Source organism: Pseudomonas sp. LTJR-52 (assembly GCF_003691465.1).
In the GTDB taxonomy this organism is placed as follows: domain Bacteria; phylum Pseudomonadota; class Gammaproteobacteria; order Pseudomonadales; family Pseudomonadaceae; genus Chryseomonas; species Chryseomonas luteola.
This window is the reverse complement of record NZ_CP033105.1, coordinates 3,002,609-3,025,123: the sequence shown is the minus strand read 5'-3', so window position 1 is coordinate 3,025,123 and position 22,515 is coordinate 3,002,609. Positions and strand designations below refer to the sequence as shown.

Sequence of the window (22,515 nt, the reverse complement as noted above, 5' to 3'; positions counted from 1 at the left end):
TTTTAACAGCCGCAAATGGCGCGGTCCAAGGCGTCACGCAGCTCAAGCGGGTGATCTACTACCAGATCGGCGCCCCAGTGAGCAGGATTGTCCTCTGGATGGATATAGCCATATCGCACGGCCGCTGTTTTGGTGCCCGCTGCGCGCCCCGATTCGATATCTCGACGATCGTCACCGACAAAAATGACGGCTTGCGGCTCGACATTGATTTGTTTACACGCTAACAACACGGGCTCTGGATCAGGTTTGCTGTAGGTGACATGGTCAGGGCAGACCAGAACGGCTGAACGTTTAGCAAGGCCAAGTGCCTGCATGATGGGCTCTGCATAACGGACGGGCTTGTTGGTGACTACGCCCCAAGTCAGACGAGCCCGTTCCAGGTCCGCCAACAATTCTTCCATGCCCTCGAATAGGTGAGAGTGGATGGCGCAGTGATCCTGATAGCGGTCAAGAAAGTCCAATCGTAGTGGGTCAAACTCATCGCTCAAGGGATCTACTTCGAACGCGCTGGCTACCATGGCTCGCGCGCCACCCGATACGACGTCCCGGACAGTTTTCTCATCGACGGCTGGCAAGCCTCGATCAGCGCGCATGGACTGGATCACGGCGATAAAGTCAGGTGCCGTGTCGAGCAATGTGCCGTCCATATCGAACAGTACTGCTTTTATTCGCATCCTATTACTCCTCGCGGATGGTGCGCAGCATGTAGTTTACGTCGACATCATTGCCCAACTTGTAGACCTTGGTAATCGGGTTGTAAGTCATACCGATGACATCGCGTACGTGTAGGCCGGCGTTTCGGCACCAAGCGCCTAATTCGGATGGACGAATAAACTTGCGGAAGTCATGAGTGCCGCGCGGCAGCAGACGCAAGACATATTCGGCGCCCACAATGGCAAATAGATAGGATTTGGGGTTGCGGTTAATCGTAGAGAAAAAGACATGGCCGCCAGGTTTGACTAGTGTCCAGCATGCTTGAATCACAGATGCCGGATCTGGGACATGCTCAAGCATTTCCATGCATGTGACGACATCGTAAGCGCCGGGCGCTTCAGCTGCCAGCTCCTCAGCGGTAATGCGGCGGTAGCTGACGGGCACACCTGATTCCAGTTGGTGAAGCTGTGCAACTGAAAGCGGCGCTTCGCCCATGTCGATTCCTGTGACGTCCGCGCCCCGTACTGCCATGGCTTCGCTCAGGATGCCGCCGCCGCAGCCTACGTCGAGTACTTTTTTGCCGGCGAGGTTGGCGTGTTGGTCAATCCAATTGACGCGCAACGGATTGATATCATGAAGCGGCTTGAATTCACTCTCTCTGTCCCACCACCGCGAGGCCAGGGCTTCGAATTTGGCAATCTCGGCATTATCGACGTTGGACATCCCTTACACTCCATTCTCTAAATTCGTTGTGCAAATGCGCTTGTGATTTGGCATTTGCTAGATGAACGCACCACTGGCGCAGCCAGTCGTTAGCGAGCGGCTATCTTTTGGCCCCAGGTGCGAGCGTTCTCGATAAGTTCTTGTTCATCCAGGCGGGTCAGCTTGCCGTCCTTTAACAGGGGGCGACCACCCACCCAGACATGCTTCACACAATCACGGTTGCTGGCATAAATCAGTTGAGACACTGGGTCATAAATGGGTTGCTGAGCCAATCCGCTCATATCGAAAGCGACCATGTCAGCGGCCTTACCCACCTCAAGGGAGCCCAGGCAGCGCTCAAGGCCCAGGGCGCGTGCCCCATTGAGCGTGGCCATACGCAAGGCTCTGTGTGCATCCAGTGCTGTTGCGGAGCCGGCTACGGCCTTGGCCAGGAGAGCGGCGGTACGGGTTTCGCCCAACAGATCCAGGTCATTGTTGCTGGCTGCCCCGTCCGTACCTATCGCGACGTTCACGCCTGCCTGCCAAAGCGTTTCTACCGGGCAGAAACCGCTGGCTAGCTTGAGATTAGACTCAGGGCAGTGGATTACATGAGTGTTGGTCTCAACCAGATTTTCCAGGTCTTCCTCGTCGATCTGGGTCATGTGGACAGACTGGAAGCGGGGGCCTAAAAGTCCTAGCCTGCGCAGGCGAGCAAGCGGACGTTCCCCTGTCTTTTCGATTGCCTCCTGCACCTCGCCAGCCGTTTCATGCACATGCATGTGGATGCATGCGTCAAGTTGATCGGCCAACATCAGGACATTGGCCAGCTTGTCATCGCTGACGGTGTAGGGGGCGTGAGGCCCAAAAGCGACCTTGATGCGCTCATGGAGCTTCAGGTCATCAAAAAGCTCAAGTCCCCGGCGTATCGCCTCATCTGCAGTCCTTGCCCCTGGTACAGGAAAGTTCATGATCGGCAGGGTGACTTGCGCCCGCATACCTGACTCGTGGATGGCCTCACACGCTACCTGCGGAAAAAAGTACATATCCGAAAAGCAGGTTATGCCGCCTTTGATTTGCTCTGCGATGGCCAATCGGGTGCCGTCGCGGACAAAATCCTCGCTTACCCATTTGGCTTCAGCGGGCCAGATATGCTCCTGTAGCCAAGTCATGAGCGGAAGGTCATCCGCAAGGCCACGAAACAGTGTCATCGCAGCATGGCCGTGCATATTGATGAGGCCCGGACTCAGTAGCATGCCGGGAAGTTCGACTGACTCGGCCGCCTGATAGCGTCGCAGATCAGAGCGGGGTGCCAATACGGCGATTTGCCCATCCTTGATGCCGATAGCGTAGTCAGTCAGTACCACCCCGGCCGGTTCCACCGGAACGATCCAGGTGGGGAAAAGAAGCAGGTCAAGGGGCACGACACCGGGCATGGAAGGGCTTCCTGAAAGTAAATAAATGAAAGTATAACTGGCGTCAGCCCAATGGCGGGACTCAGTCGGGCCACATTATCGATAAAAGCGTTTATAAACCCATGTATTCGCGATGTCCTGTCACAGCGGCTTGTATCAGCCCTGTATAATCGACTTTTTTGTTTCAGGCGATGAGGGTGATCATGCGCGAGCGACTTCTGGCCGCAGAGAAGGTCAAGGCTATCGAGTGGAAAGAGGGCGTACTGCATCTGCTGGATCAGCGTTTATTGCCCATGCAGGAAGTCTGGCTCACGTATGACTCGGCCAGTGGTGTGGCCGAGGCAATCAGGCAGATGGTCGTGCGAGGAGCACCGGCAATCGGTATTAGTGCAGCCTACGGCGTTGTGCTAGGCGCTCGAGCGCGCCAGCAGGCAGGAGAGGACTGGTTGCAAACGCTGGATGAGGATATGCAGATGCTCGCAGAGTCCCGTCCTACAGCGGTCAACCTGTTCTGGGCGCTTAACCGTATGCGAGAGCGCCTGAAGCGACTCAAGCCGGGCGAGGAGGCACTAGCGGCCCTTGAAGCGGAGGCCGTTGCCATCCATGAGAGCGATCGCGAAGCCAATCTGACCATGGCGCAGCTCGGGGTCGAGTTGATTCGCAAGCATGGCGATGGCGTTCAGACGCTTCTGACCCATTGTAATACCGGTGCGTTGGCGACCGGAGGGTTTGGAACCGCCCTGGGGGTTATTCGTGCGGCTCACCTGGAAGGACTTGTGGACAAGGTATTTGCCGATGAGACGCGCCCGTGGCTACAAGGTGCCCGCCTTACTGCCTGGGAGTTGGCTGGCGAAGGCATTCCTGTCACTTTGAATGCCGATGCGGCAGCGGCCCATCTGATGAAAACCGGCAATATCTCCTGGGTCATCGTAGGGGCTGACCGAATCACAGCCAACGGTGACGTTGCCAACAAGATCGGGACCTATCAGCTGGCCGTCAATGCAATGCACCATGGGGTACGCTTTATGGTTGTGGCACCCAGCTCGACCATCGACATGAATCTGACGTCCGGTGAGGACATCCCCATCGAGCAGCGTGAGGGACGCGAACTGCTTGAAATAGGCGGTGTTCGGATTGCGGCAGAAGTCGATACTGTAAATCCTGTTTTCGATGTAACGCCAGCTGATCTGATTGATGCGATTGTCACGGAGCGAGGCGTCGTGGAGCGGCCCACTGCAGAGAAAATGGCTGCACTTATGAACCGCAAGCGCTTGCACTGATTTTTCCGCTTAACACGACTCACTCATCGCCTGCGGGAAACCGCAGGCAACCCTTGGTTTGTGGTAGTATTTACTGCTTTCCCGCAGGGTGTTGAAACTAAGGAACCAGGCTTCTCATGGGCGAACTGGCCAAAGAAATCCTCCCGGTCAATATTGAAGACGAACTCAGACAGTCTTACCTCGATTATGCGATGAGCGTAATCGTCGGACGCGCATTGCCGGATGTGCGCGACGGCTTGAAACCTGTGCATCGCCGTGTGCTTTATGCCATGAGCGAGCTGGGTAACGATTGGAACAAGCCTTATCTGAAATCCGCCCGTGTCGTGGGCGACGTAATCGGTAAATACCACCCTCACGGCGACTCTGCGGTATACGACACGATTGTACGTATGGCGCAGCCGTTCTCCCTTCGCTACATGCTGGTGAATGGTCAGGGTAACTTCGGTTCGGTTGACGGTGACTCCGCAGCCGCTATGCGATACACCGAAGTGCGCATGTTCAAATTGACCCACGAAATCCTGGCGGACCTGGATAAGGAAACCGTTGACTGGGTAGACAACTATGACGGGTCCCTGAAGATCCCGGCAGTCATGCCTACAAAGGTTCCGAACCTTCTGGTCAATGGCTCCAGTGGTATCGCGGTGGGGATGGCTACTAACATTCCGCCTCACAACCTGACCGAAGTGATTGATGGCTGCCTGGCGCTGATCGAAAACAGTGAGCTGACTGTCGACCAACTGATGCAGTATATCCCGGGACCTGATTTCCCGACGGCAGGCATCATCAACGGCCGGGCAGGTATCATCGAGGCTTATCGCACAGGACGTGGCCGTATCTATGTACGTGCACGCGCTGACGTCGAAGATATCGACAAGTCAGGCACTCGCCAGCAGATCGTCATCACCGAGCTGCCTTATCAGCTGAACAAGGCTCGTCTGATCGAAAAGATTGCCGAGCTGGTGAAAGAACGCAAGATCGAAGGTATCACCGAACTGCGTGATGAGTCCGACAAGGATGGCATGCGTGTCGTAATTGAGTTGCGCCGCGGTGAAGTGGCTGAGGTCGTGCTGAACAATCTGTATGCACAAACCCAGCTGCAAACAGTGTTTGGTATCAATATCGTTGCGCTGGTGGATGGCCAGCCCAAGGTCCTTAACCTAAAGGACATGCTTGAGGCATTCATCCGTCACCGTCGCGAAGTGGTTACCCGCCGAACCATTTATGAGCTGCGTAAAGCGCGTGAGCGTGGTCATATTCTCGAAGGCCAAGCGGTAGCGCTGTCCAATATCGACCCGGTTATTGAGCTGATCAGGTCCTCTCCAACCCCAGCTGAAGCCAAAGAGCGTCTCATTGCGACCGGCTGGGAGTCCAGTGCTGTCGAGGCGATGGTGGAACGCGCTGGTGCGGATTCTTGCCGGCCGGAGAACCTGGATCCGCAGTATGGTCTTCGTGATGGCAAATACTGGCTGTCTCCTGAACAGGCGCAGGCCATCCTTGATTTGCGACTGCATCGCCTGACCGGCCTGGAGCATGAAAAGCTGCTGGCTGAATATCAGGAGATCCTGAAACAGATTGCAGAGCTGATCCGAATACTCAACAGCCCTGAGCGTCTCATGGAAGTCATCCGTGAGGAGCTTGAAAAGATCAAGGCAGAGTTCGGTGATGCACGTCGTACTGAAATCGTCGCGTCTCAAGTCGACCTGACCATTGCTGACCTGATCACAGAAGAAGATCGTGTCGTCACCATTTCCCATGGCGGCTACGCCAAGTCCCAGCCCTTGCATGCCTACCAGGCTCAGCGCCGTGGTGGTCGCGGCCGTTCTGCCTCGGGCGTAAAGGAAGACGATTACATCGAGCATCTTCTCGTCGCCAATAGCCATACCACACTGCTGTTGTTCTCCAGCCTGGGTAAGGTGTACTGGAAAAAGACCTACGAAATTCCTGAGGCTTCTCGTGCTGCACGTGGTCGTCCGCTTGTAAATCTGCTGCCATTGGCTGAAGGCGAGCGTATCACTGCGATGTTGCCAGTAGATCTGGAGGCCGTGCGTCAACAGGCACCTGAAGATGAAGACCTGGGTGATCAGGACGATGTCGTTGAAGACGTGGTGCTTGAAGATGATGTTGAGGTCGATGAGAGCGCAGAAGGGGTTGAAGATAGCGGCAAGGATGAGCCTACCGGATCCTATATCTTCATGGCTACTGCTTACGGCACGGTCAAGAAAACCCCGCTGGTGCAGTTCAGTCGTCCTCGTAGCAATGGCCTGATTGCGCTGAAGCTGGAAGAGGGCGATAGCCTGATTGCAGCGGCCATTACCGATGGCGCCCAGGAGGTCATGCTGTTCTCTGACAACGGTAAGGTCATTCGCTTCAAGGAGCGTCATGTCCGCACGATGGGACGTACGGCCCGTGGTGTCCGCGGTATGCGTCTGGGTGATGGGCAGCATCTGATTTCCATGCTGATTCCAGAAGAGCAGGCGCAGATACTGACAGCCAGTCTGAATGGTTATGGCAAGCGTACTGCTATTGCTGAGTATCCGCAGCGTGGTCGTGGTGGTCAGGGCGTGATAGCCATGGTAACCAATGAGCGTAATGGCCCGCTGATTGGCGCTATTCAAGTCCTTGAAGGTGAGGAAATCATGTTGATTTCCGATCAGGGTACGCTGGTGCGTACACGAGTTGATGAAGTTTCCCTGCAAGGCCGCAACACGCAGGGTGTGACACTGATCAAGCTTGGCAAGGGCGAGAAGCTCGTAGGCCTTGAGCGTGTGCAGGAGCCCTCAGTTGACGACGAATTGATCGAGCATGAGGGCGAGCTTGATGACGAGTTGCTTGAAAAGGAGCTTCCTGTCATTAGCGAAGAGCCAAGCGATGAGGATGTCCTGCCGGGCGCCAACGATGTTCCCTCTGATGACATGCCCAATGAGGACGATGAGTGATGAGCAAGCGAGCGTATAACTTCTGCGCTGGCCCGGCTGCGCTGCCGGAGGCGGTACTGAAACAAGCTCAGGCCGATCTGCTCGACTGGCAGGGGCGCGGCTTGTCTGTCATGGAGATGAGTCACCGTGGCGACGACTTCACTGCAATCAGCTCGAAAGCCGAGCAGGACTTGCGGGATCTGCTTGTAATCCCCGCTGATTACAAAGTGCTTTTCCTGCAGGGTGGGGCAAGCTTGCAGTTCGCTCAGATTGCACTGAACCTGCTACCTGAAGGTGGAAAGGCTGATTACATCGATACAGGGATCTGGTCACGCAAGGCTATCGAACAGGCGCAAAACTATGGCGCAGTGAATATTGCCGCCAGCGCCAAGAAATACGATTACCTGGCTATCCCTGGGCAGAATGAGTGGCAGCTTTCCAAGGACGCGGCCTATGTTCATTACACTCCGAACGAAACCATTGGCGGCCTTGAGTACAACTGGATTCCTGAGACAGACGATGTTCCTCTAGTTGCTGATGCGTCCTCGAACCTGCTGTCACGTCCTTTGGACGTGTCACGGTTTGGGTTGATTTATGCGGGCGCGCAGAAAAACATCGGACCCAGTGGGCTTGTAGTGGTGATCGTTCAGGAGGAGTTGCTGGGGCGGGCACGTTCCTCTTGTCCCAAGCTCCTCGATTATAAGGTCGAGGCAGACAACGGTTCGATGTACAACACGCCCGCCACGTTTTCCTGGTATCTGTCTGGCCTAGTATTCCAGTGGCTGAAAGATCAGGGTGGACTACCTGCCATCGAGCGGATCAACCGTCAGAAGCAGGAGCTTCTGTATGGCTTCATCGATAGTAGTGAAATGTATATGAATCCGATTGCGGTAAATGATCGCTCCTGGATGAACGTGCCTTTCCGCCTGGCAGATGAGCGTCTGGACAAGACTTTCCTGTCGGGTGCCGAAGAGCGAGGCCTTCTATATCTTCAGGGGCATCGCTCGGTAGGTGGCATGCGCGCATCCATCTACAACGCTGTCAGTCTTGAGGCTGTGCAAGCACTGGTCGCCTATATGACAGAGTTTGAAAAGGAGCACGGTTAAACCATGGCGGAACAAGAGCTCAAGGCCCTGCGCCTCCGTATCGATAGCTTGGATGAACGGATTCAGGAACTCATCAGTGAGCGCGCCCGCTGCGCTCAGGATGTGGCTCGCGTGAAAATGCAGTCGCTAGGTGAGGGTGAAAGTCCGGTTTTCTATCGACCGGAGCGCGAAGCGCAGGTGCTCAAGCGGGTAATGGAGCGTAACCAGGGCCCGTTGGGTAACGAGGACATGGCTCGTTTGTTTCGAGAGATCATGTCGTCGTGCCTTGCGCTTGAAGAGCCATTGAAGGTTGCCTATTTGGGGCCGGAAGGTACGTTTTCGCAGGCGGCTACGCTTAAGCATTTTGGTATGGCGGTAAAGACACGGCCAATGGCCGCTATCGACGAAGTCTTTCGTGAGGTGGCGGCTGGGGCCGTAAATTTTGGTGTGGTTCCTGTTGAGAACTCAACTGAAGGTGCCGTCAACCATACGCTTGATAGTTTTCTAGAGCATGATCTGGTTATCTGCGGCGAGGTGGAATTGCGTATCCACCATCATCTGCTTGTGGGTGAAACGACCAAGACAGATAGCATTTCGCGTGTTTACTCACACGCGCAGTCCCTAGCTCAGTGTCGTAAATGGCTAGACGCGTATTTCCCTAACATCGAACGAATCGCAGTTTCGAGCAATGCCGAGGCTGCGAAGCGGGTTAAAAGTGAATGGAATAGCGCGGCGATAGCAGGGGATATGGCCGCTTCCCTGTATGGTTTGTCAAAGCTGCATGAGAAAATCGAAGATCGTCCAGATAACTCTACGCGGTTTTTGATTATCGGAAATCAGGAGGTCCCGCCTAGCGGCGATGACAAGACGTCTGTGATCGTGTCGACTCGCAATAAGCCGGGCGCCTTGCATGATTTGTTAATGCCGTTTCATGCCAACAACATTGACCTGACGCGCATCGAAACACGTCCATCCCGCAGTGGTAAGTGGACCTATGTTTTCTTTATAGACTTCGTCGGTCATCAGCATGATCCTCTCATCAAGGATGTGCTGGAAAAAATCAATGGCGATACGGTCGCCTTGAAAGTTTTAGGGTCGTATCCTAAAGCAGTGTTGTAACGCTCGAAAGCCACACCGTTAAGGTGTGGCTTTTTTATATTTGCTTCCTGTGTCTGTAACGCATCCCGCATTATCAAAACTAATGACGCGTGAATGCTTCTTGCGCTGCGTTACATAGTAGTAGCGGGCGCGATTATTGTTCTCGATGATCCTGTCTGGCTTTCCCAGGGCGCTTTCGACATCCTCTTTCGTCATGCCCGCTATAACCTTTTTGTGGATGACCGCCGTTCTTCTTTCCGAGCCTGAAAGCACGTTTGGGCAGGCTCCTTCCTTGGCTCCCACAACTGCTAACTCATGGTAGGTAGGCAATTGATCCTTTGAGGGGGAAGGCAGGGATAACGGTTGTGTCGATATCGGTGTTTTGGGTCCGTTGCCGCCAGGCTTGGGGTTATCAGCGGTTTGGTGGCTGATCGTATCGCCTTTAAGGCAACCATTTGCGGAAAAGCTGATATGGCCGTCTTCGCTTACACACCGAAAGACGGTTGTGGCAGTAGCCGTATTTGAAAAAAACAACGTTGCCAAACATAGAAGTGTAACGGGATTACGGTACATAGCTGTCCTCCATGACATCTGTTCATAGCGTAGTGCGAGATGCGCCGTGCCGCTGTGATTGGCTCCGCAGATCAACGGCCAGGCTCGGTCAGGCATGAGCATTAGCTGCCAAATGATTGTTTTTAACTGTTTTACATCGCCGATTCAGCGCATGCAGTGCTATGATTCCGCTTGTCAGCCCCGCCGGGGCTCGTGGACCCTTTCCATGGACATACCCCGATCTAACAAACTTCGATCGCTGTTTCGTTTATTAAAGATTTGATTCCCGCAGCGCGCTCCGTTGCCGGGGATGGAGTGCGCTTATGAGTGAAGTGGAAGCAAGAAAGCCACAGGAAAGTCTGCAGGAGCGACTGGCTCAAGTCGTTGAGCTGCTCCATCAGTATCGTTTCGTTGAAGGTCCCGCTCACGACGAGCAGGTTGTGCAGCCTGATGAGGCGCTGCATGAAGAGGGGCTGTCCGAACTTCGTCGCCGTCTGGATGAACTGCATCCGGCCGATATTGCCTTTATCCTTGAGGCGCTTCCACTTCATGAGCGTCTGACCGTCTGGAGCTTGGTTAAGACCGAGCGTGACGGCGACATCCTTCTTGAGGTCTCCGACTCTGTTCGTGAAACACTGATCGCCGACATGGATGATCAGGAAATCCTTGCAGTGGCAGGACAGCTGGATGCTGATGAGCTGGCCGACCTGGCGCCCGACCTGCCTCGGGATGTTGTGCATGAGCTTATGGAGGCTTTGGACGCCCAGCAGCGTGAGCGGGTGCGCTCAGCGCTCTCATATGAAGAGGATCAGGTTGGCGCACTGATGGACTTCGAGATGGTGACTATCCGCGACGATGTCACGCTTGAGGTTGTTCTGCGGTATTTGCGTCGCTTGAAGGAGCTGCCAGGCCATACGGATAAGCTGTTTGTTGTCGATTATGACGGCATATTGAAGGGCGTGCTTCCTGTGAAGCGGCTTTTGGTCAATGACCCGGAAAAGCAAGTCGCTGAGGTAATGGCTAACGACCCGGTAGCGTTTCATCCTGATAAGGATGCCTACGAGGCCGCTCAAGCGTTTGAACGTTACGATCTAATTTCTGCGCCTGTCGTTGACAAGAATGGCAAATTGATAGGTCGTCTCACTATCGATGAAATGGTGGACTTGATTCGCGAGGAAAGTGAATCTGAGGTCCTCAACATGGCGGGTCTTCGTGAAGACGAAGATGTTTTTGCTTCTGTTTGGAAGTCGGTCGGCAATCGTTGGACTTGGCTTGCTACGAATCTAGTAACAGCGTTTGTTGCATCTCGTGTAATCGGGCTTTTTGAAGGCAGCATTGAAAAGTTAGTAGCGCTGGCCGCCTTGATGCCTATCGTTGCAGGTATTGGCGGTAATTCGGGCAATCAGACGATCACTATGATTGTGCGTGCTATCGCGCTGGGTCAGCTCAATGCCAGCAGCACCATGAGATTGTTGAGGAAAGAGCTAGGTGTTGCGCTCTTCAATGGATTGATTTGGGGTGGGGTAATTGGCCTGATTGCCTATTACCTTTATAACAGTTGGTCGTTAGGGGTCGTCATGACGGCTGCCATGACATTGAATCTCTTGCTAGCCGCGTTCATGGGAGTATTGATTCCCATGACGTTACAACGGTTTGGGCGAGATCCCGCAATGGGGTCCAGCGTGCTGATTACAGCAATGACAGACAGCGGCGGCTTTTTCATCTTCCTTGGTCTTGCCACTATGTTCCTTCTGTAACTTCAAGCGAAAGGATCAGGGCGTATCCCTGATCCTTTAACAAATACTTTATTCCTGTGATGACTCGACGTCATTGGCAATCAGAGAGAGGAGAGCGTTTTGCTGGCGTCCAGAAAGTTGCCTGAAGCGCTGTAGCAGTTCCCGTTCATGAGCGCTTAGCTCTGGACTATCCATACGCATGCTCGGATCTGTATCGATAGCGCCTTCTTGAATGAGACTCTGCTCCAGTCGAGCAATGATTTCAGAATTCATGCTGCGATGATGGTTGCGTGCAACTTCGGCGATACGTTCGCGCATTCCTTCGGGAAGACGGACGACGAATTTGTCAGCTGTGCGACTGGAGTACGATCTAATTGCCTGAGTCATGAGTACATTCATCTAAGTGGTCAAGGACGATGCCAACAAGGCTTTCATGAAGCTTGGGACAGCATTTGTTATTTGCTCTCAACGCCATTACTTGCGTGAGCTTATTGGCGTCAATTTAGTGACAATTTTCAAAAAAAGCAAAGTGGCTTCTCTCTAAATCAATGCTAATGAGAAGCTTAGCAATGATTTCTGGGAATAGCGGTCTTTAACGCTAGGTTTTACATAACGCATGACAAAGCGCGCTCTTGTCGTTAACATTCTGCTCTCGCACGACGTCATTTGGTCCCAGTAGCTCAATTGGATAGAGCATCCCCCTCCTAAGGGGAAGGTTGTGAGTTCGAACCTCGCCTGGGACACCATAAAACTTGCAATACCTCACGCACTTCTACTCTTCGCATCCTTGACTAACGCATAAACTGGGCTTTATGGTCTTTTATATTATTGCGCGTTAACGGTTGTCCTTTCATTTTTATGTCAACTATTAATATGACTTTTACCGTAAAGTGATATTAATAGTTAGTCGTCCTATAACCGATATATAAATATGTGATGGGGTTGGCAGGCTGAAGGGGAACCTTTGGTGGGCATGAGAATCTATCGCTGGCGCTAGTATTAAGGGGTAACAAGATTCCTTAATTATAGTTATGTTATTCCGGTGCTCATTGGGCTGAGCGTGTTGGCCTCGATAACGATTCGAACAAGCAGAGCCCAGCAATGAACTTGTTTTACAGGCACGGCCAATTGAGTTGGCTGTGATGGTTTGTTCGTTATGTCGCGCCCATTCTTAATGAAGCCGCAATATTAAAGTTTATCTAGACAGCTTTGCTGAATATGGATCAACCCACTTGGGCTCTCTGAGAGGAAGCGTGAATGTCTTATTATCCCGTTCTGTTATCAATCGTCTTTGTTGTCCGTAATCAGTCTAGGGAGCTTGCAGAGTCACTGACTAATGCGGCGAGTATTATCGCCTCACTAGTGAGTGACTATGAGTTGATCATTGTTGACAACGCCTCTACCGATGACAGTGTAGCCATGTTGAAAGGGTTAACCAGCGAGAAGGGTTTGCCGAATCTTCAGGTGTATGCTCTGACCAAAGAGGTCGATACGGACACCGCTTGCTGGGTGGGTTTGGAAAATGCACTTGGCGATTATGTAGCCGTCATTGATCCACTGACGGACGATGTCGGGTTCTTGCCTGCAATGCTGGAAAAGGCAGCGGAAGGAAGTGATGTCGTATTTGCGGCCAATTCTCAAAAGCCTAAGCGTACCTTAGCCTACAAGGCCTGTTTCTCCAGCTTTAACTCTTTGTACAAGCGTCTAGGCGGCATCGACCTTGCAAACGATGCCCCTCAGTATCGCCTGTTGAGCAAGCGCGTAGTTAATTTTATTCTGCAACACCCTGTTCCTGCTTTGACCTATCGTCATTTGCCGGCAACAGCGGGCTTTGCTCAGACCAAGTTGACCTATAGCTCTACGCCCAAAGCGCCTCAGAACAAGCGTCTGGGAGACAGTATCGAGCGGGGAATCCGTCTTCTGATCTCCACAACGCGTGCCCCTATGCGACTGGTCAACATGCTTTGCATGTTTGGTGCTGCAGCGAACCTTATCTACTCGGCATACGTCATCGCGGTTGGACTTCTCAAGTCGGATGTTGCGCCAGGTTGGGTAACGCTATCCCTGCAACAGTCAGGCATGTTCTTCCTTTTGTCCCTCGTGCTGCTGGTATTGGGCGAGTACATCTTGCAAGTGGCTACCCGTACCAATGAAGGGCCGGCATACCATGTTGCTCAGGAGTTTACGAGCGCCATCATGACGCGACGCGAGAAACTCAACATCGAGGTCGTTAGTGACCCACAGCCGTCTACCGTGACTGCTGCTGCCTCTAATATGGCTTAAGGCATACATACATCATGCAGGATGCTATTGTCATTGGTGGCGGTTTCTACGGATCCATGATTGCCTTGTATTTGATGAAGGTACGAGGTTTCAAGGCTGTGACGTTGATTGAGCGAGAGGCGACTCTGCTCAATCGTGCGTCTTATAACAATCAGGCCCGTGTGCATAACGGCTATCATTATCCGCGTAGTTTCACGACTGCCTTCAGAAGTCGCGTCAACTTACCCCGCTTTATAAAAGATTATCCTGACGCTGTAGTCACAAACTTCACAAAGCTCTACGCCATAGCCCGTAATAACTCGAAAGTTACTGCCAAGCAGTTCGAGCGGTTTTGCCATGAAATTGGTGCAAAGCTTGAGCCTGTACCTGCGTCAATGGAAAAGCTCTTTGAGCCACGGCTTATTGAGGCTGTTTATCTAACGGAAGAGTACGCGTTCAATTCTAGAGAATTGGCAGGGGAGGCGAGGCGCGAACTCAATGAAGTTGGAGTCGAGGTATTACTTAATACTAGGGTGAAATCTATTCATCGGCAGGGCAGTGATACACTTTCGGTCACTTATGAGCAGGATGGAAAATCGGTAGAGCGCTCCACGCGGTTCATTTTTAACTGCACCTATAGTGGCCTGAATCAGTTTTCTGGCGACTTTCCTGGCACTCAAACCAAGTTGAAGCATGAGTTAACAGAAATGGCCTTGGTTGAGATGCCGGATGCGCTTAAGGGCCTAGGTGTTACGGTGATGGATGGGCCTTTCTTTTCCATGATGCCTTTCCCTGCGAGAGGGCTACATACGCTATCCCATGTACGATACACGCCGCATATGCAGTGGAATGATTCACCGGATCTCGATCCTTATCATCGCCTTGAGCATTATCATCGTGACACACGCGTTGATCGCATGATTCGAGATGTAACGCGCTACATGGCGCCTGTGGCCAATGTTCAGTACAGGGACTCGCTTTTTGAAGTCAAGACCATTCTCGTTAAAAACGAAGGCGATGATGGTCGTCCCATCCTTTTTGAGCAACACGCTCAACTGCCCAATTGTTACTCGGTTCTAGGCGGAAAAATCGATAACATTTTTGATGTTCTGGAGAAGCTAGATGCCGAACCCATCCACTGATGCAACAAGTTTTGCGGATGTTACCCCGGCTCGGACGGCCCGCTGGCTGGGAATTATTGCTCTACTCGCGTTTGCTTTCGTCAGTCATTTCACGCTAGGTCCAGGCAATATTGTCGATCCTTTCCATCAAGGAGAGTTTTTTGCCACTTTGCCTAACATGTTGCATGGCCAGGCAGGTGAGCATGCTTTTACTATTCATGGTGCGCTCGATTATTTGCCTGCCTGGATCGCCACTCACTTCAGCGGGCCGGATAATAACTTTCTCTATACCCAGGTTGCCTACGCACTGTGCAACCTAGGTGCGGCTTGGCTGTTTTACTTGATAGCGTCTTTATTCATTGAGCGTGGCGCTAGATATGAGTTGCTGACACTCGTTGCAGTGGCGGTGGTAGCCAGTCAACTGGTTGGTTACCGTGACCTGTGCTTGCTGCTTTCGATCTATTTATTCCTGCTGTGTTTGCGAGCCAATCGCTCCTCCGATTTTTTTGTTAAAGCGACTCTCTTGGGTATTGCTGCAGCATTCAACATGTTTTGGTCTTATGACCGGGGCATTACCGGGTTTGGGGCGATAGGGTTGGGCGTGCTTCTGGCCAGCTTTTATGATCGCCGTTTCATCTATGCCATGGCCATCTTTGTTGGGACGTTTCTTGTACTGTCCCTGATGACTGAGGTGTTTTCCCTTAGCGATTATCTACGGAACTTCGACTTTCTACTCAGTACATCCTCGCAATGGACGTATCACAGTCCACGCTTCATCATTCAGAGCGCGCTACTGACCGTACCGACAGTGCTGGCCTATTATGCACTGTTCAAAGCGCTGCCTAAGCCGTTCCATTTCGGCTCTGCGTTTGCCATTGCTGGAATGCTGGCTGTCCTGATGTTGGTTTTGTACAAGATCGCGACCAACCGTGCAGATTTCATCCATGTTCCGATGGGTATGTGGGCGCCTTTGCTCAGTTTCCTCTTTGCTTATGACCAGCTGCGTAAGACGGGCCGAAAGCAGGAATTTGTGCTGCTGAAAAAGCCCGTAGCCGTGGCGGTGGTTGGGTCCATGCTGCTTCTAGGGCTGATTGGTAAGAACCCGATGCCCTTTTTTGCAGTTCTGCTGGGTTTGGTACTCATTAGCAGCAACCGCAAGCCCTTGGGGTATGTAGCCCTGGTAGGTCTCTCGGGGTTGCTGGCTGCCTTTACACTTTACAAATCGCCAGTCCCCAATGTTCTTGTAAACGGCTACAAGTGGCTACCCAATATGGCGTCGCCCCCTGATAACTCTCTGCTGGTCTCTGACGGTGCGCGTTGGGCGGCCAGCCAGATCAAGGGGTCAGGATCGCAGTGTGTGTTTGATCTTTCCAATAACGGAATTATCAATGGCGTGACAGGTTTGCCCGCGTGTACGAAATACATTTATCCGGTGTATGCAACGCGCGTGTATGAGCAAGACATGATTTCGGATCTGAAAAAGTCAGACCCCTCTGTCGTGGTCTACTCCACAACGTTCTGGTCGTTCAATATCAACGACATATCAATGCACGACAAATTTCCTGAACTCAAAAAGTATCTGGATGAAAAGTATCCGTACGAAAAGTGCGAGTCGGAATATTGTCTTCGTTTTAAAAATACTCAGGGGTGATAGGAATGAGTTTGCCAGACGCGCTTATAGGATATAGCGGCTTTGTCGGTTCGACATTGCTCAAGCAAAAAGACTTTGAGGGCCAGTTTCGCTCGACCAACATCTCTGAAGTAGGCGAAAAGGCTTATCACACGCTTGTATGCGCCGGTGCCCCCGCTCAGAAATGGATCGCTAACAAGGATCCCGAGGCTGACCGTGAGAAGATCAACGGTTTGATCGATCACTTGAAGCAGGTTAAATGCGAGACATTTGTTCTTATCAGCACTGTTGATGTATTCGGCTCGCCCGTTGGAGTCAATGAAGAAACGCCTGTTGTTGAAGAGGGCCTGCATGCGTATGGCTTGAATCGCAGACGCCTTGAGAAATTCGTAGAAAGTCATTTCCCCAATTACCTGATTGTTCGTTTGCCAGGTCTAGTCGGACCAGGACTTCGCAAGAACGTTATTTTTGACTTCCTGAACGATAATAATCTTTCGGTCATCGATAGCCGTGGGGTATTCCAGTTCTATCCCATGGTCAATCTCTGGTACGACATCCAGACTGCCCTAAAAGCCAATCTCAAACTGGTGCATTTCACCTCGGAGCCTGTCAGCGTTGCTGATATTGCCTGCTATGGCTTTGGTTTCGAGTTCGCCAATGAGTTAAGCAACACTCCAGCTTCGTATGATTTTCAATCCCTTTATGCTGAGGAGTTTGGCGGTCGTGCTGGCTACCAGTACAGCAAACGTGAGACGCTTCAGGCAGTAAGAGCATATGCACAGTCCGAGCCGTTGAAAGCGAAGACTGCTTCGGAGGCTCATTGATGCGAGTCGCCATTTCCAATATCGCTTGGGATGTTTCCAATGACGAAGAAGTAGCGCAGCTGCTTTCTCGTTACGATGTAGATGCAATCGATATAGCCCCCGGTAAGTATTTCCCGCAACCCAAGGATGCGTCGTACGCAGAAATCCAGGCGGTCAAGCAGTGGTGGCAGTCCCGTGGTGTTTCGCTAACAGGTATGCAATCCCTGTTATTCGGAACTACTGGATTAAATGTTTTTGGCTCCGCTGAGTCACAGCAGGCAATGCTGGATCACTTGGATGCCGTCTGCCGTATTGCGGCAGGCCTGGGCTCTACGCGTTTGGTATTTGGCTCTCCCAAGAACCGTGATCGCTCTGCAATTGCGGATGAACAGGTAGATAGCGTAGCTATCCCTTTCTTCCGCCGCTTGGGTGATATTGCTGCTCGTCATGGTGTGCTGATATGCCTGGAGCCAAATCCCACCTGTTATGGGGCTAACTTCATGATCAATAGTGTAGAGACTGCTCGTGTAGTTGAGGCAGTTGATCATGACTCTATCCGGATGCAACTCGATACCGGTGCCTTGGCGATCAATGACGAAAGTCCTGAAGAGATCATTGCCCGCTTTGCACCTTTCATTGGGCATGTACATGCCAGTGAACCCAATCTGATTACGTTGGGTGATGGCAGTTCGAAGCATGCGCAGGTTGCCCAGGCATTGGCAAAACACCTTCCCGATCATGTCGTGACTATCGAGATGCTCCCTGCCAAGGGAGAGTCGAACATGGCATCTATCGAAAGAGCATTGGGCGTTGCTACACGGCTCTATCGAAATGGTGTGCAAGCAGGGGTAACGGCATGAAGTGGATGATCCTCATACTGGGCATCCTGTCCAATGCATCTGCTAGTGTCCTTGTAAAGATGGCCATGATGCCACCAAGAAAGTTTCCAAGTCTTTCCGATCCTATGGGAGCGTTAAGCAACTGGCCATTCTGGCTTGGGCTGTTTCTTTATGGATTGGCGTTTCTGCTGTATGCCGCTGCGCTTGCACGTTTGCCGCTGAATGTGGCGCATCCCGTTTTGACCGCTGGTGCCATAGCAACCGTGGCGATCATGTCGGCAGCGATATTCAAAGAACCTTTCCCATGGACGACCATTACCGGGATCATCATGGTAATCGCCGGTGTTGCGCTGATTACGGCCCGTGTAAGCTCATAACGTAGACATGACTATGACAGCAGATATTTCCGAACACATACGCACTTCCTGGCAAGTGCCTGCGTATGAAAAAACGATGTGGTTGGGCAAGCAGCACGCCACATGCATCATCATTCCTGTGATCAATGAAGGAAGCCGTATTGTCAGTTTGCTGACTCGGATGAAGGATCTGAACGTTGATCAAGCGTCGGATGTAATCATTATCGATGGCGGCAGCACAGACGGCTCATTGGAGCTGGAGCGCCTCAAGTCCAAGGGTGTTAGAGGCCTGTTGCTCAAAAAGGGACCTGGTAAGCTAAGTGCTCAGTTGCGTTGTGCCTATGCCTTTGCATTGGAGCAGGGCTACGAGGGCATTGTGACGATTGACGGTAACGACAAGGACGACCCTGAGGCTATCCCGCGGTTCATCAAGGCGTTGGAGGAGGGGGCAGACTTCGTTCAGGCGTCGCGCTTCCTGCAAGGCGGTGTTGCTGAAAACACGCCAAAGTCCCGTGATTTCGCTATTCGCTTCATTCATGCGCCTATGCTGAGCATGGCGTCAGGCTTTCATTGGACCGATACGACCCAGGGGTTCCGGGCCTATAGCCGCAAAATGTTGTTGGATCCGCGCGTCGCTCCATTCCGTGATGTGTTCATGACCTATGAGCTGTTGGCTTACCTGTCCTATCGAGTGCCCAAGCTGGGTTATCGTTGTGTAGAGCTGCCTACCATCCGCCGCTACCCTAAAGGTGAAGTGCCCACCAAGATCAGTAGCGTGAGAGGAAATCTCTCTGTTCTTCAAGTTCTCTTCAAGGCGTGTACGGGACAGTACAACCCTTGAGGGACTATAAACACGGCGGCTTAGGCCGCCGTGTTTATTTCGGCTAAAAATCCCTCCTGACTCGACCGAACTCTTGGGCTTGCTGCCCATCGAAGGGGTACATCAACGTCAAGGCAACAGGCCTTCGTATCAAACGCATAAGAATCTGTCTTCGAAGCGCATTGTGCTGCCTTCGTAAGGAGCTGTAATGGGACGTACGTTATCTGCCTTCCGAGCGCTTTATGCTGCTACGTTGCTCATGCTGATCGGCTCAGGTCTGCTTAGCACCTATATGGCACTAAGGCTTGCGTCCGAGGAAGTTCCGGGGGCCTGGATCGGTGCATTGACAGGTGCTCAATACCTGGGTCTGGTGTTGGGGGGCAAGGTAGGGCATCGTCTTATTGCGCGTGTAGGGCATATAAGGGCTTACGTTGCTTGTGCGGGAATCGTAACTGCTGCAGTGTTGGGAACTGGTATATTGCCCTTTCTGCCCGTATGGCTGCTGCTGCGTATGCTGGTAGGGATGGGCATGATGTGCCAGTACATGGTGTTGGAAAGCTGGTTGAATGAGCAAGCTGAGCCCAACCAGAGAGGCAAGGTATTCTCGGGGTATATGACGGCTTCCTACTTTGGTCTGGTGCTAGGGCAAGGTGTACTGATTGCCTGGCCTGAGCTCGGTAGCGAAAAGCTTATGCTGGTTGCGCTCTGTTTTGCGCTCTGTCTGGTGCCTGTTGCGATCACTGCAAAGATCCACCCGGCCCCGATGAGTCCGGCTCCTCTTGATCCTGGATTTTTCTTCAAACGAATCCCTCAATCGTTAACAACAACTGTAGTGAGTGGCCTCGCTATCGGTTCGTTTTATGGTCTTGCGCCTGTTTACGCCGCGGCCCAAGGGCTGCCAACCGAGCGAGTCGGCTTATTCATGGGGGTTTGTATTTTCGCAGGGCTGCTGGCTCAATGGCCTATTGGTTGGCTTTCCGACCGCCATGATCGTAGTTGGCTGATCAATAAGGTTGCGCTTGTTCTGGTGGTGGCTGCACTACCGCTGGCGTTATTGCCCAAGGTCCCCTTATTACTGCTGCTTGCTCTTGGCTTTGCAGTCAGCATGTTGCTTTTTGTGCTTTATCCTCTAGCCGTTGCGCTTTCCAATGACCATGTGGAAGGGGAGCGACGGGTATCCCTTACCGCCATGCTCCTGGCCACCTTTGGCGTGGGGGCCTGTATCGGTCCGCTATTGGTAGGTGCCTTGATGAATTGGTTCGGCGCCAACATGTTGTACGCGTCCATTGGTGTGTGCGGGTTGATTCTGGTATGGCGTATCAGGCCGCAGGATGTAAAAGGCTTGCACCGTGTCGACGAGGCCCCGCTGCAACACGTGCCTATGCCGGATAGCCTGGCCAGCTCACCTTTGGTTGCGGCACTGGACCCGCGAGTAGATGAGCAGGTAGTCCATGATCAGATGCAGAATGCAGAGGCGGTGGCAACTCCAGCGGAGGCTGCAGATGAAGAGACTTCCTCATCTGCAATGGAGGCTATGGCTGAAGAGAGCAATCCTATACTTGAGGATGAGCCCAAGCGTTAGTCTATCCGCCGTGTTTCGCGTTGAAGTTGATAGACGAAGCGTTCGACCTGACGTTGAGTTAGGCCCGACATGCGATAGAAGCGCAGGCCTACCTCGGTACAATCTAGCCTTTCGTTATAAGAAACGTGGCGGACTTCTACTGTTGAGCTAAGAGCGCTGCCAGGGAGGGCTACGGAGAATTTTTCCAGTAGCTCACCAGGAGACACCATGGACGTTGCATTCTTGGCGATACGGATTTTGCAGCCGGTCGCCGAGATGTCCAGGAGCGAACCTTTCAGGAATTTTTTACTGGGAAGGTCTGAGAGCTCGGCTGTTGGCTGGCGATTAAGCTGAAGGCGGACCCGAAAAGCATTTCGGCGCTGGTGATAGCTTACTTCCTTCGGGAGTGGAAACCAGTAGCAGCGGCTGTCGTTCAGCTCGCTCAAGCTGCCTGGAACGTCGTATTCCCAGGTAATTTGCACGCCTTCATGGGAGCTGTCGATGCGAAAACGCTCTCCCTGAAGCAGTAGCCGTTCCCCTTCGGTAGGGATGAGCTCATCCAGCGCGATCAAGCCTTGTTCGGTATTGATGTCGATCAGAAAGCTCTGGAACTGTCTGTTACGTTCCAGAAAGGTTACGCGGAGTGGACTACGGGTTTCCACCAACGGTTTTAGGTATGCAGCTATCTCAATAGGTGTCTTGAGCAGCTTGGGTGGCTGAGGACCCTGCACATCATTAAATGCGTTGGACACGCCCTGTCTCCATTTCTTGACAAATAAATAAAGAATGGCTGGGATGATGTAATCCCAGCCATTGTTTCAACAATTCATACCTGACTTAACGGGCGTTGGTAACTCGAGCGGGGCAGATGGCCGCGTCTGTTGTACAGACTGGGCACAGGAGGGCCCTGCAAAATTTCGAGCATGCTGGCCACAGTATACTGGTTGGCCTTGATGATCTGGCCATTCCGGTTGTTGGCTTCCTTGCACTGCTCAATAACGGTCGTGAGCTGGTCTGCCGCCTCGATCAACTGATCGTCCTGCTCGAAACGTTCGGCATAGGCTAACAGGCCTTCACGGCTCAAGGGTAACCCCAGGCGCTGCAATTGTGCGGAGCGCAAGTGATTATGCTGATCCAGTTGAACCAGGAGTGGCTGCTTTTCATCCAGCAGCAGGCCAAGCAAATCGAACTTGCGATTTACCAGGGCTTCGTGTTCTAACTCGATCAGTTCCAGCAACCTTTTAGCGATGTTCAAATCGCTAAGGGTTAGCTCAAGCAAGCTGGCGTTGTGCATACGATCTACACTCGTGCGTCATATTTCCAACGCTGCGTCGCTTAGCGCTGGGATTCAAAATCAAGCAGTTTGGAAGCTACGCGCTGGCTATCGACTTTATAGCTGCCATCAGCAATGGCCTGCTTCAGGCGATTAACACGCTCGCTATCAACCACCGGCTCTTGGCGAATCTTTTCGACAGCCTTCTGAAGCGTTTGGGCTTCATCACTCAGCTTTACATTTTCGCCTGCTGGCTGGGTTGGGGATACGGCAGCTGCCTTGGCAACTTCACTGGTTTTGTTAGTTGCATTGGTCGCTGCAGGTCCAGTAGTCCGGCTAGTGCTGGCGGTGCTGGAAGTGCTGTTCGTTCTATTGAAATCAATAACCATGATGGAGAACCTCGGACAGTTTCGGTC

21 protein-coding genes and 1 tRNA gene are annotated in these 22,515 nt (G+C 52.5%); 14 read left to right on the top strand and 8 right to left on the bottom strand.

From position 1 onward, the window contains the following. Nucleotides 1–2: 2 nt before the first annotated feature. The 3 genes from mupP to EAW52_RS14130 all read right to left on the bottom strand — a co-directional run bounded on the left by mupP (nt 3) and on the right by EAW52_RS14130 (nt 2,789). The gene (mupP, locus tag EAW52_RS14140; RefSeq protein WP_122042983.1) at nt 3–674 is read right to left on the bottom strand and encodes an N-acetylmuramic acid 6-phosphate phosphatase MupP; all 672 of its coding nucleotides are present in this window, start codon (nt 672–674) and stop codon (nt 3–5) included. 4 nt (nt 675–678) lie between these two features. Then, nucleotides 679–1,377: a bifunctional 2-polyprenyl-6-hydroxyphenol methylase/3-demethylubiquinol 3-O-methyltransferase UbiG gene (ubiG, locus tag EAW52_RS14135; protein ID WP_122042982.1), complete on the bottom strand. Its 699-nt coding sequence runs from the start codon at nt 1,375–1,377 to the stop codon at nt 679–681. 89 nt (nt 1,378–1,466) lie between these two features. Further along, nucleotides 1,467–2,789: a TRZ/ATZ family hydrolase gene (locus EAW52_RS14130; protein ID WP_019365420.1), complete on the bottom strand. Its 1,323-nt coding sequence runs from the start codon at nt 2,787–2,789 to the stop codon at nt 1,467–1,469. 182 nt (nt 2,790–2,971) lie between these two features. On the opposite strand from EAW52_RS14130, the gene mtnA reads away from it, so the two are divergent. The 4 genes from mtnA to pheA all read left to right on the top strand — a co-directional run bounded on the left by mtnA (nt 2,972) and on the right by pheA (nt 9,167). Beyond that, complete coding sequence (gene mtnA / locus EAW52_RS14125; protein ID WP_010797854.1) at nt 2,972–4,048, top strand: S-methyl-5-thioribose-1-phosphate isomerase; 1,077 nt, start codon at nt 2,972–2,974, stop codon at nt 4,046–4,048. Between the two features lie 116 nt (nt 4,049–4,164). Continuing rightward, nucleotides 4,165–6,984, top strand: a complete 2,820-nt coding sequence (gene gyrA / locus EAW52_RS14120; RefSeq protein WP_122042981.1) for a DNA gyrase subunit A — start codon at nt 4,165–4,167, stop codon at nt 6,982–6,984. Beyond that, nucleotides 6,984–8,069, top strand: a complete 1,086-nt coding sequence (gene serC / locus EAW52_RS14115; RefSeq protein ID WP_122042980.1) for a 3-phosphoserine/phosphohydroxythreonine transaminase — start codon at nt 6,984–6,986, stop codon at nt 8,067–8,069. The genes gyrA and serC overlap by 1 nt, the downstream gene beginning before the upstream one ends. 3 nt (nt 8,070–8,072) lie before the next feature. Next, entirely contained in the window at nt 8,073–9,167 is a 1,095-nt protein-coding gene (gene pheA / locus EAW52_RS14110; protein ID WP_122042979.1) for a prephenate dehydratase, read from the top strand. Between the two features lie 18 nt (nt 9,168–9,185). Here the strand turns inward: pheA and bamE are convergent, their stop codons facing one another. Beyond that, entirely contained in the window at nt 9,186–9,719 is a 534-nt protein-coding gene (gene bamE / locus EAW52_RS14105) for an outer membrane protein assembly factor BamE (RefSeq protein WP_162997643.1), read from the bottom strand. Nucleotides 9,720–10,021: 302 nt separating this feature from the next. On the opposite strand from bamE, the gene mgtE reads away from it, so the two are divergent. Next, nucleotides 10,022–11,455 (top strand): magnesium transporter, encoded by a 1,434-nt coding sequence (mgtE, locus tag EAW52_RS14100; protein WP_122042976.1) that lies wholly within the window; start codon nt 10,022–10,024, stop codon nt 11,453–11,455. Nucleotides 11,456–11,503: 48 nt separating this feature from the next. Here mgtE and EAW52_RS14095 read toward each other — a convergent pair whose 3' ends face one another. Beyond that, nucleotides 11,504–11,821, bottom strand: coding sequence for an Arc family DNA-binding protein (locus tag EAW52_RS14095; RefSeq protein WP_010797860.1), 318 nt, complete (start codon nt 11,819–11,821; stop codon nt 11,504–11,506). A 282-nt stretch (nt 11,822–12,103) separates the two neighbouring features. Here EAW52_RS14095 and EAW52_RS14090 point away from each other — a divergent pair. The 9 genes from EAW52_RS14090 (at nt 12,104) to EAW52_RS14050 (ending at nt 20,847) form a co-directional block, all read left to right on the top strand. Continuing rightward, a tRNA-Arg gene (locus tag EAW52_RS14090) sits at nt 12,104–12,180 on the top strand. Nucleotides 12,181–12,691: 511 nt separating this feature from the next. Further along, nucleotides 12,692–13,717, top strand: coding sequence for a glycosyltransferase (locus EAW52_RS14085; RefSeq protein ID WP_010797861.1), 1,026 nt, complete (start codon nt 12,692–12,694; stop codon nt 13,715–13,717). A 14-nt stretch (nt 13,718–13,731) separates the two neighbouring features. After that, nucleotides 13,732–14,838, top strand: a complete 1,107-nt coding sequence (locus tag EAW52_RS14080) for an FAD-dependent oxidoreductase (RefSeq protein ID WP_122042974.1) — start codon at nt 13,732–13,734, stop codon at nt 14,836–14,838. Continuing rightward, complete coding sequence (locus tag EAW52_RS14075; protein ID WP_256680594.1) at nt 14,819–16,468, top strand: hypothetical protein; 1,650 nt, start codon at nt 14,819–14,821, stop codon at nt 16,466–16,468. The genes EAW52_RS14080 and EAW52_RS14075 overlap by 20 nt, the downstream gene beginning before the upstream one ends. Nucleotides 16,469–16,473: 5 nt before the next feature. Next, complete coding sequence (locus tag EAW52_RS14070) at nt 16,474–17,271, top strand: NAD(P)-dependent oxidoreductase (RefSeq protein WP_122042972.1); 798 nt, start codon at nt 16,474–16,476, stop codon at nt 17,269–17,271. Beyond that, nucleotides 17,271–18,110 (top strand): sugar phosphate isomerase/epimerase, encoded by an 840-nt coding sequence (locus tag EAW52_RS14065; RefSeq protein WP_122042970.1) that lies wholly within the window; start codon nt 17,271–17,273, stop codon nt 18,108–18,110. Before EAW52_RS14070 ends, EAW52_RS14065 begins: the two co-directional genes overlap by 1 nt. Further along, nucleotides 18,107–18,466, top strand: coding sequence for an EamA family transporter (locus EAW52_RS14060; protein ID WP_010797866.1), 360 nt, complete (start codon nt 18,107–18,109; stop codon nt 18,464–18,466). Before EAW52_RS14065 ends, EAW52_RS14060 begins: the two co-directional genes overlap by 4 nt. A gap of 7 nt (nt 18,467–18,473) precedes the next feature. After that, nucleotides 18,474–19,286 (top strand): glycosyltransferase family 2 protein, encoded by an 813-nt coding sequence (locus tag EAW52_RS14055; RefSeq protein WP_230382325.1) that lies wholly within the window; start codon nt 18,474–18,476, stop codon nt 19,284–19,286. A gap of 187 nt (nt 19,287–19,473) precedes the next feature. Further along, a complete protein-coding gene (locus EAW52_RS14050) occupies nt 19,474–20,847 on the top strand; it encodes an MFS transporter (RefSeq protein WP_122042968.1) in 1,374 nt (457 codons plus the stop codon). On the opposite strand, the gene EAW52_RS14045 is transcribed toward EAW52_RS14050, so the two are convergent. The 3 genes from EAW52_RS14045 to flgM form a co-directional block, all read right to left on the bottom strand. Beyond that, nucleotides 20,844–21,578: a flagellar brake protein gene (locus tag EAW52_RS14045; RefSeq protein ID WP_122042966.1), complete on the bottom strand. Its 735-nt coding sequence runs from the start codon at nt 21,576–21,578 to the stop codon at nt 20,844–20,846. The two genes, EAW52_RS14050 and EAW52_RS14045, sit on opposite strands and share 4 nt — an antisense overlap. A 74-nt stretch (nt 21,579–21,652) precedes the next feature. Then, nucleotides 21,653–22,120, bottom strand: coding sequence for a flagella synthesis protein FlgN (locus tag EAW52_RS14040; RefSeq protein ID WP_122042964.1), 468 nt, complete (start codon nt 22,118–22,120; stop codon nt 21,653–21,655). 41 nt (nt 22,121–22,161) lie between these two features. Further along, nucleotides 22,162–22,488, bottom strand: coding sequence for a flagellar biosynthesis anti-sigma factor FlgM (gene flgM / locus EAW52_RS14035; RefSeq protein WP_010797871.1), 327 nt, complete (start codon nt 22,486–22,488; stop codon nt 22,162–22,164). Nucleotides 22,489–22,515: the final 27 nt, after the last annotated feature.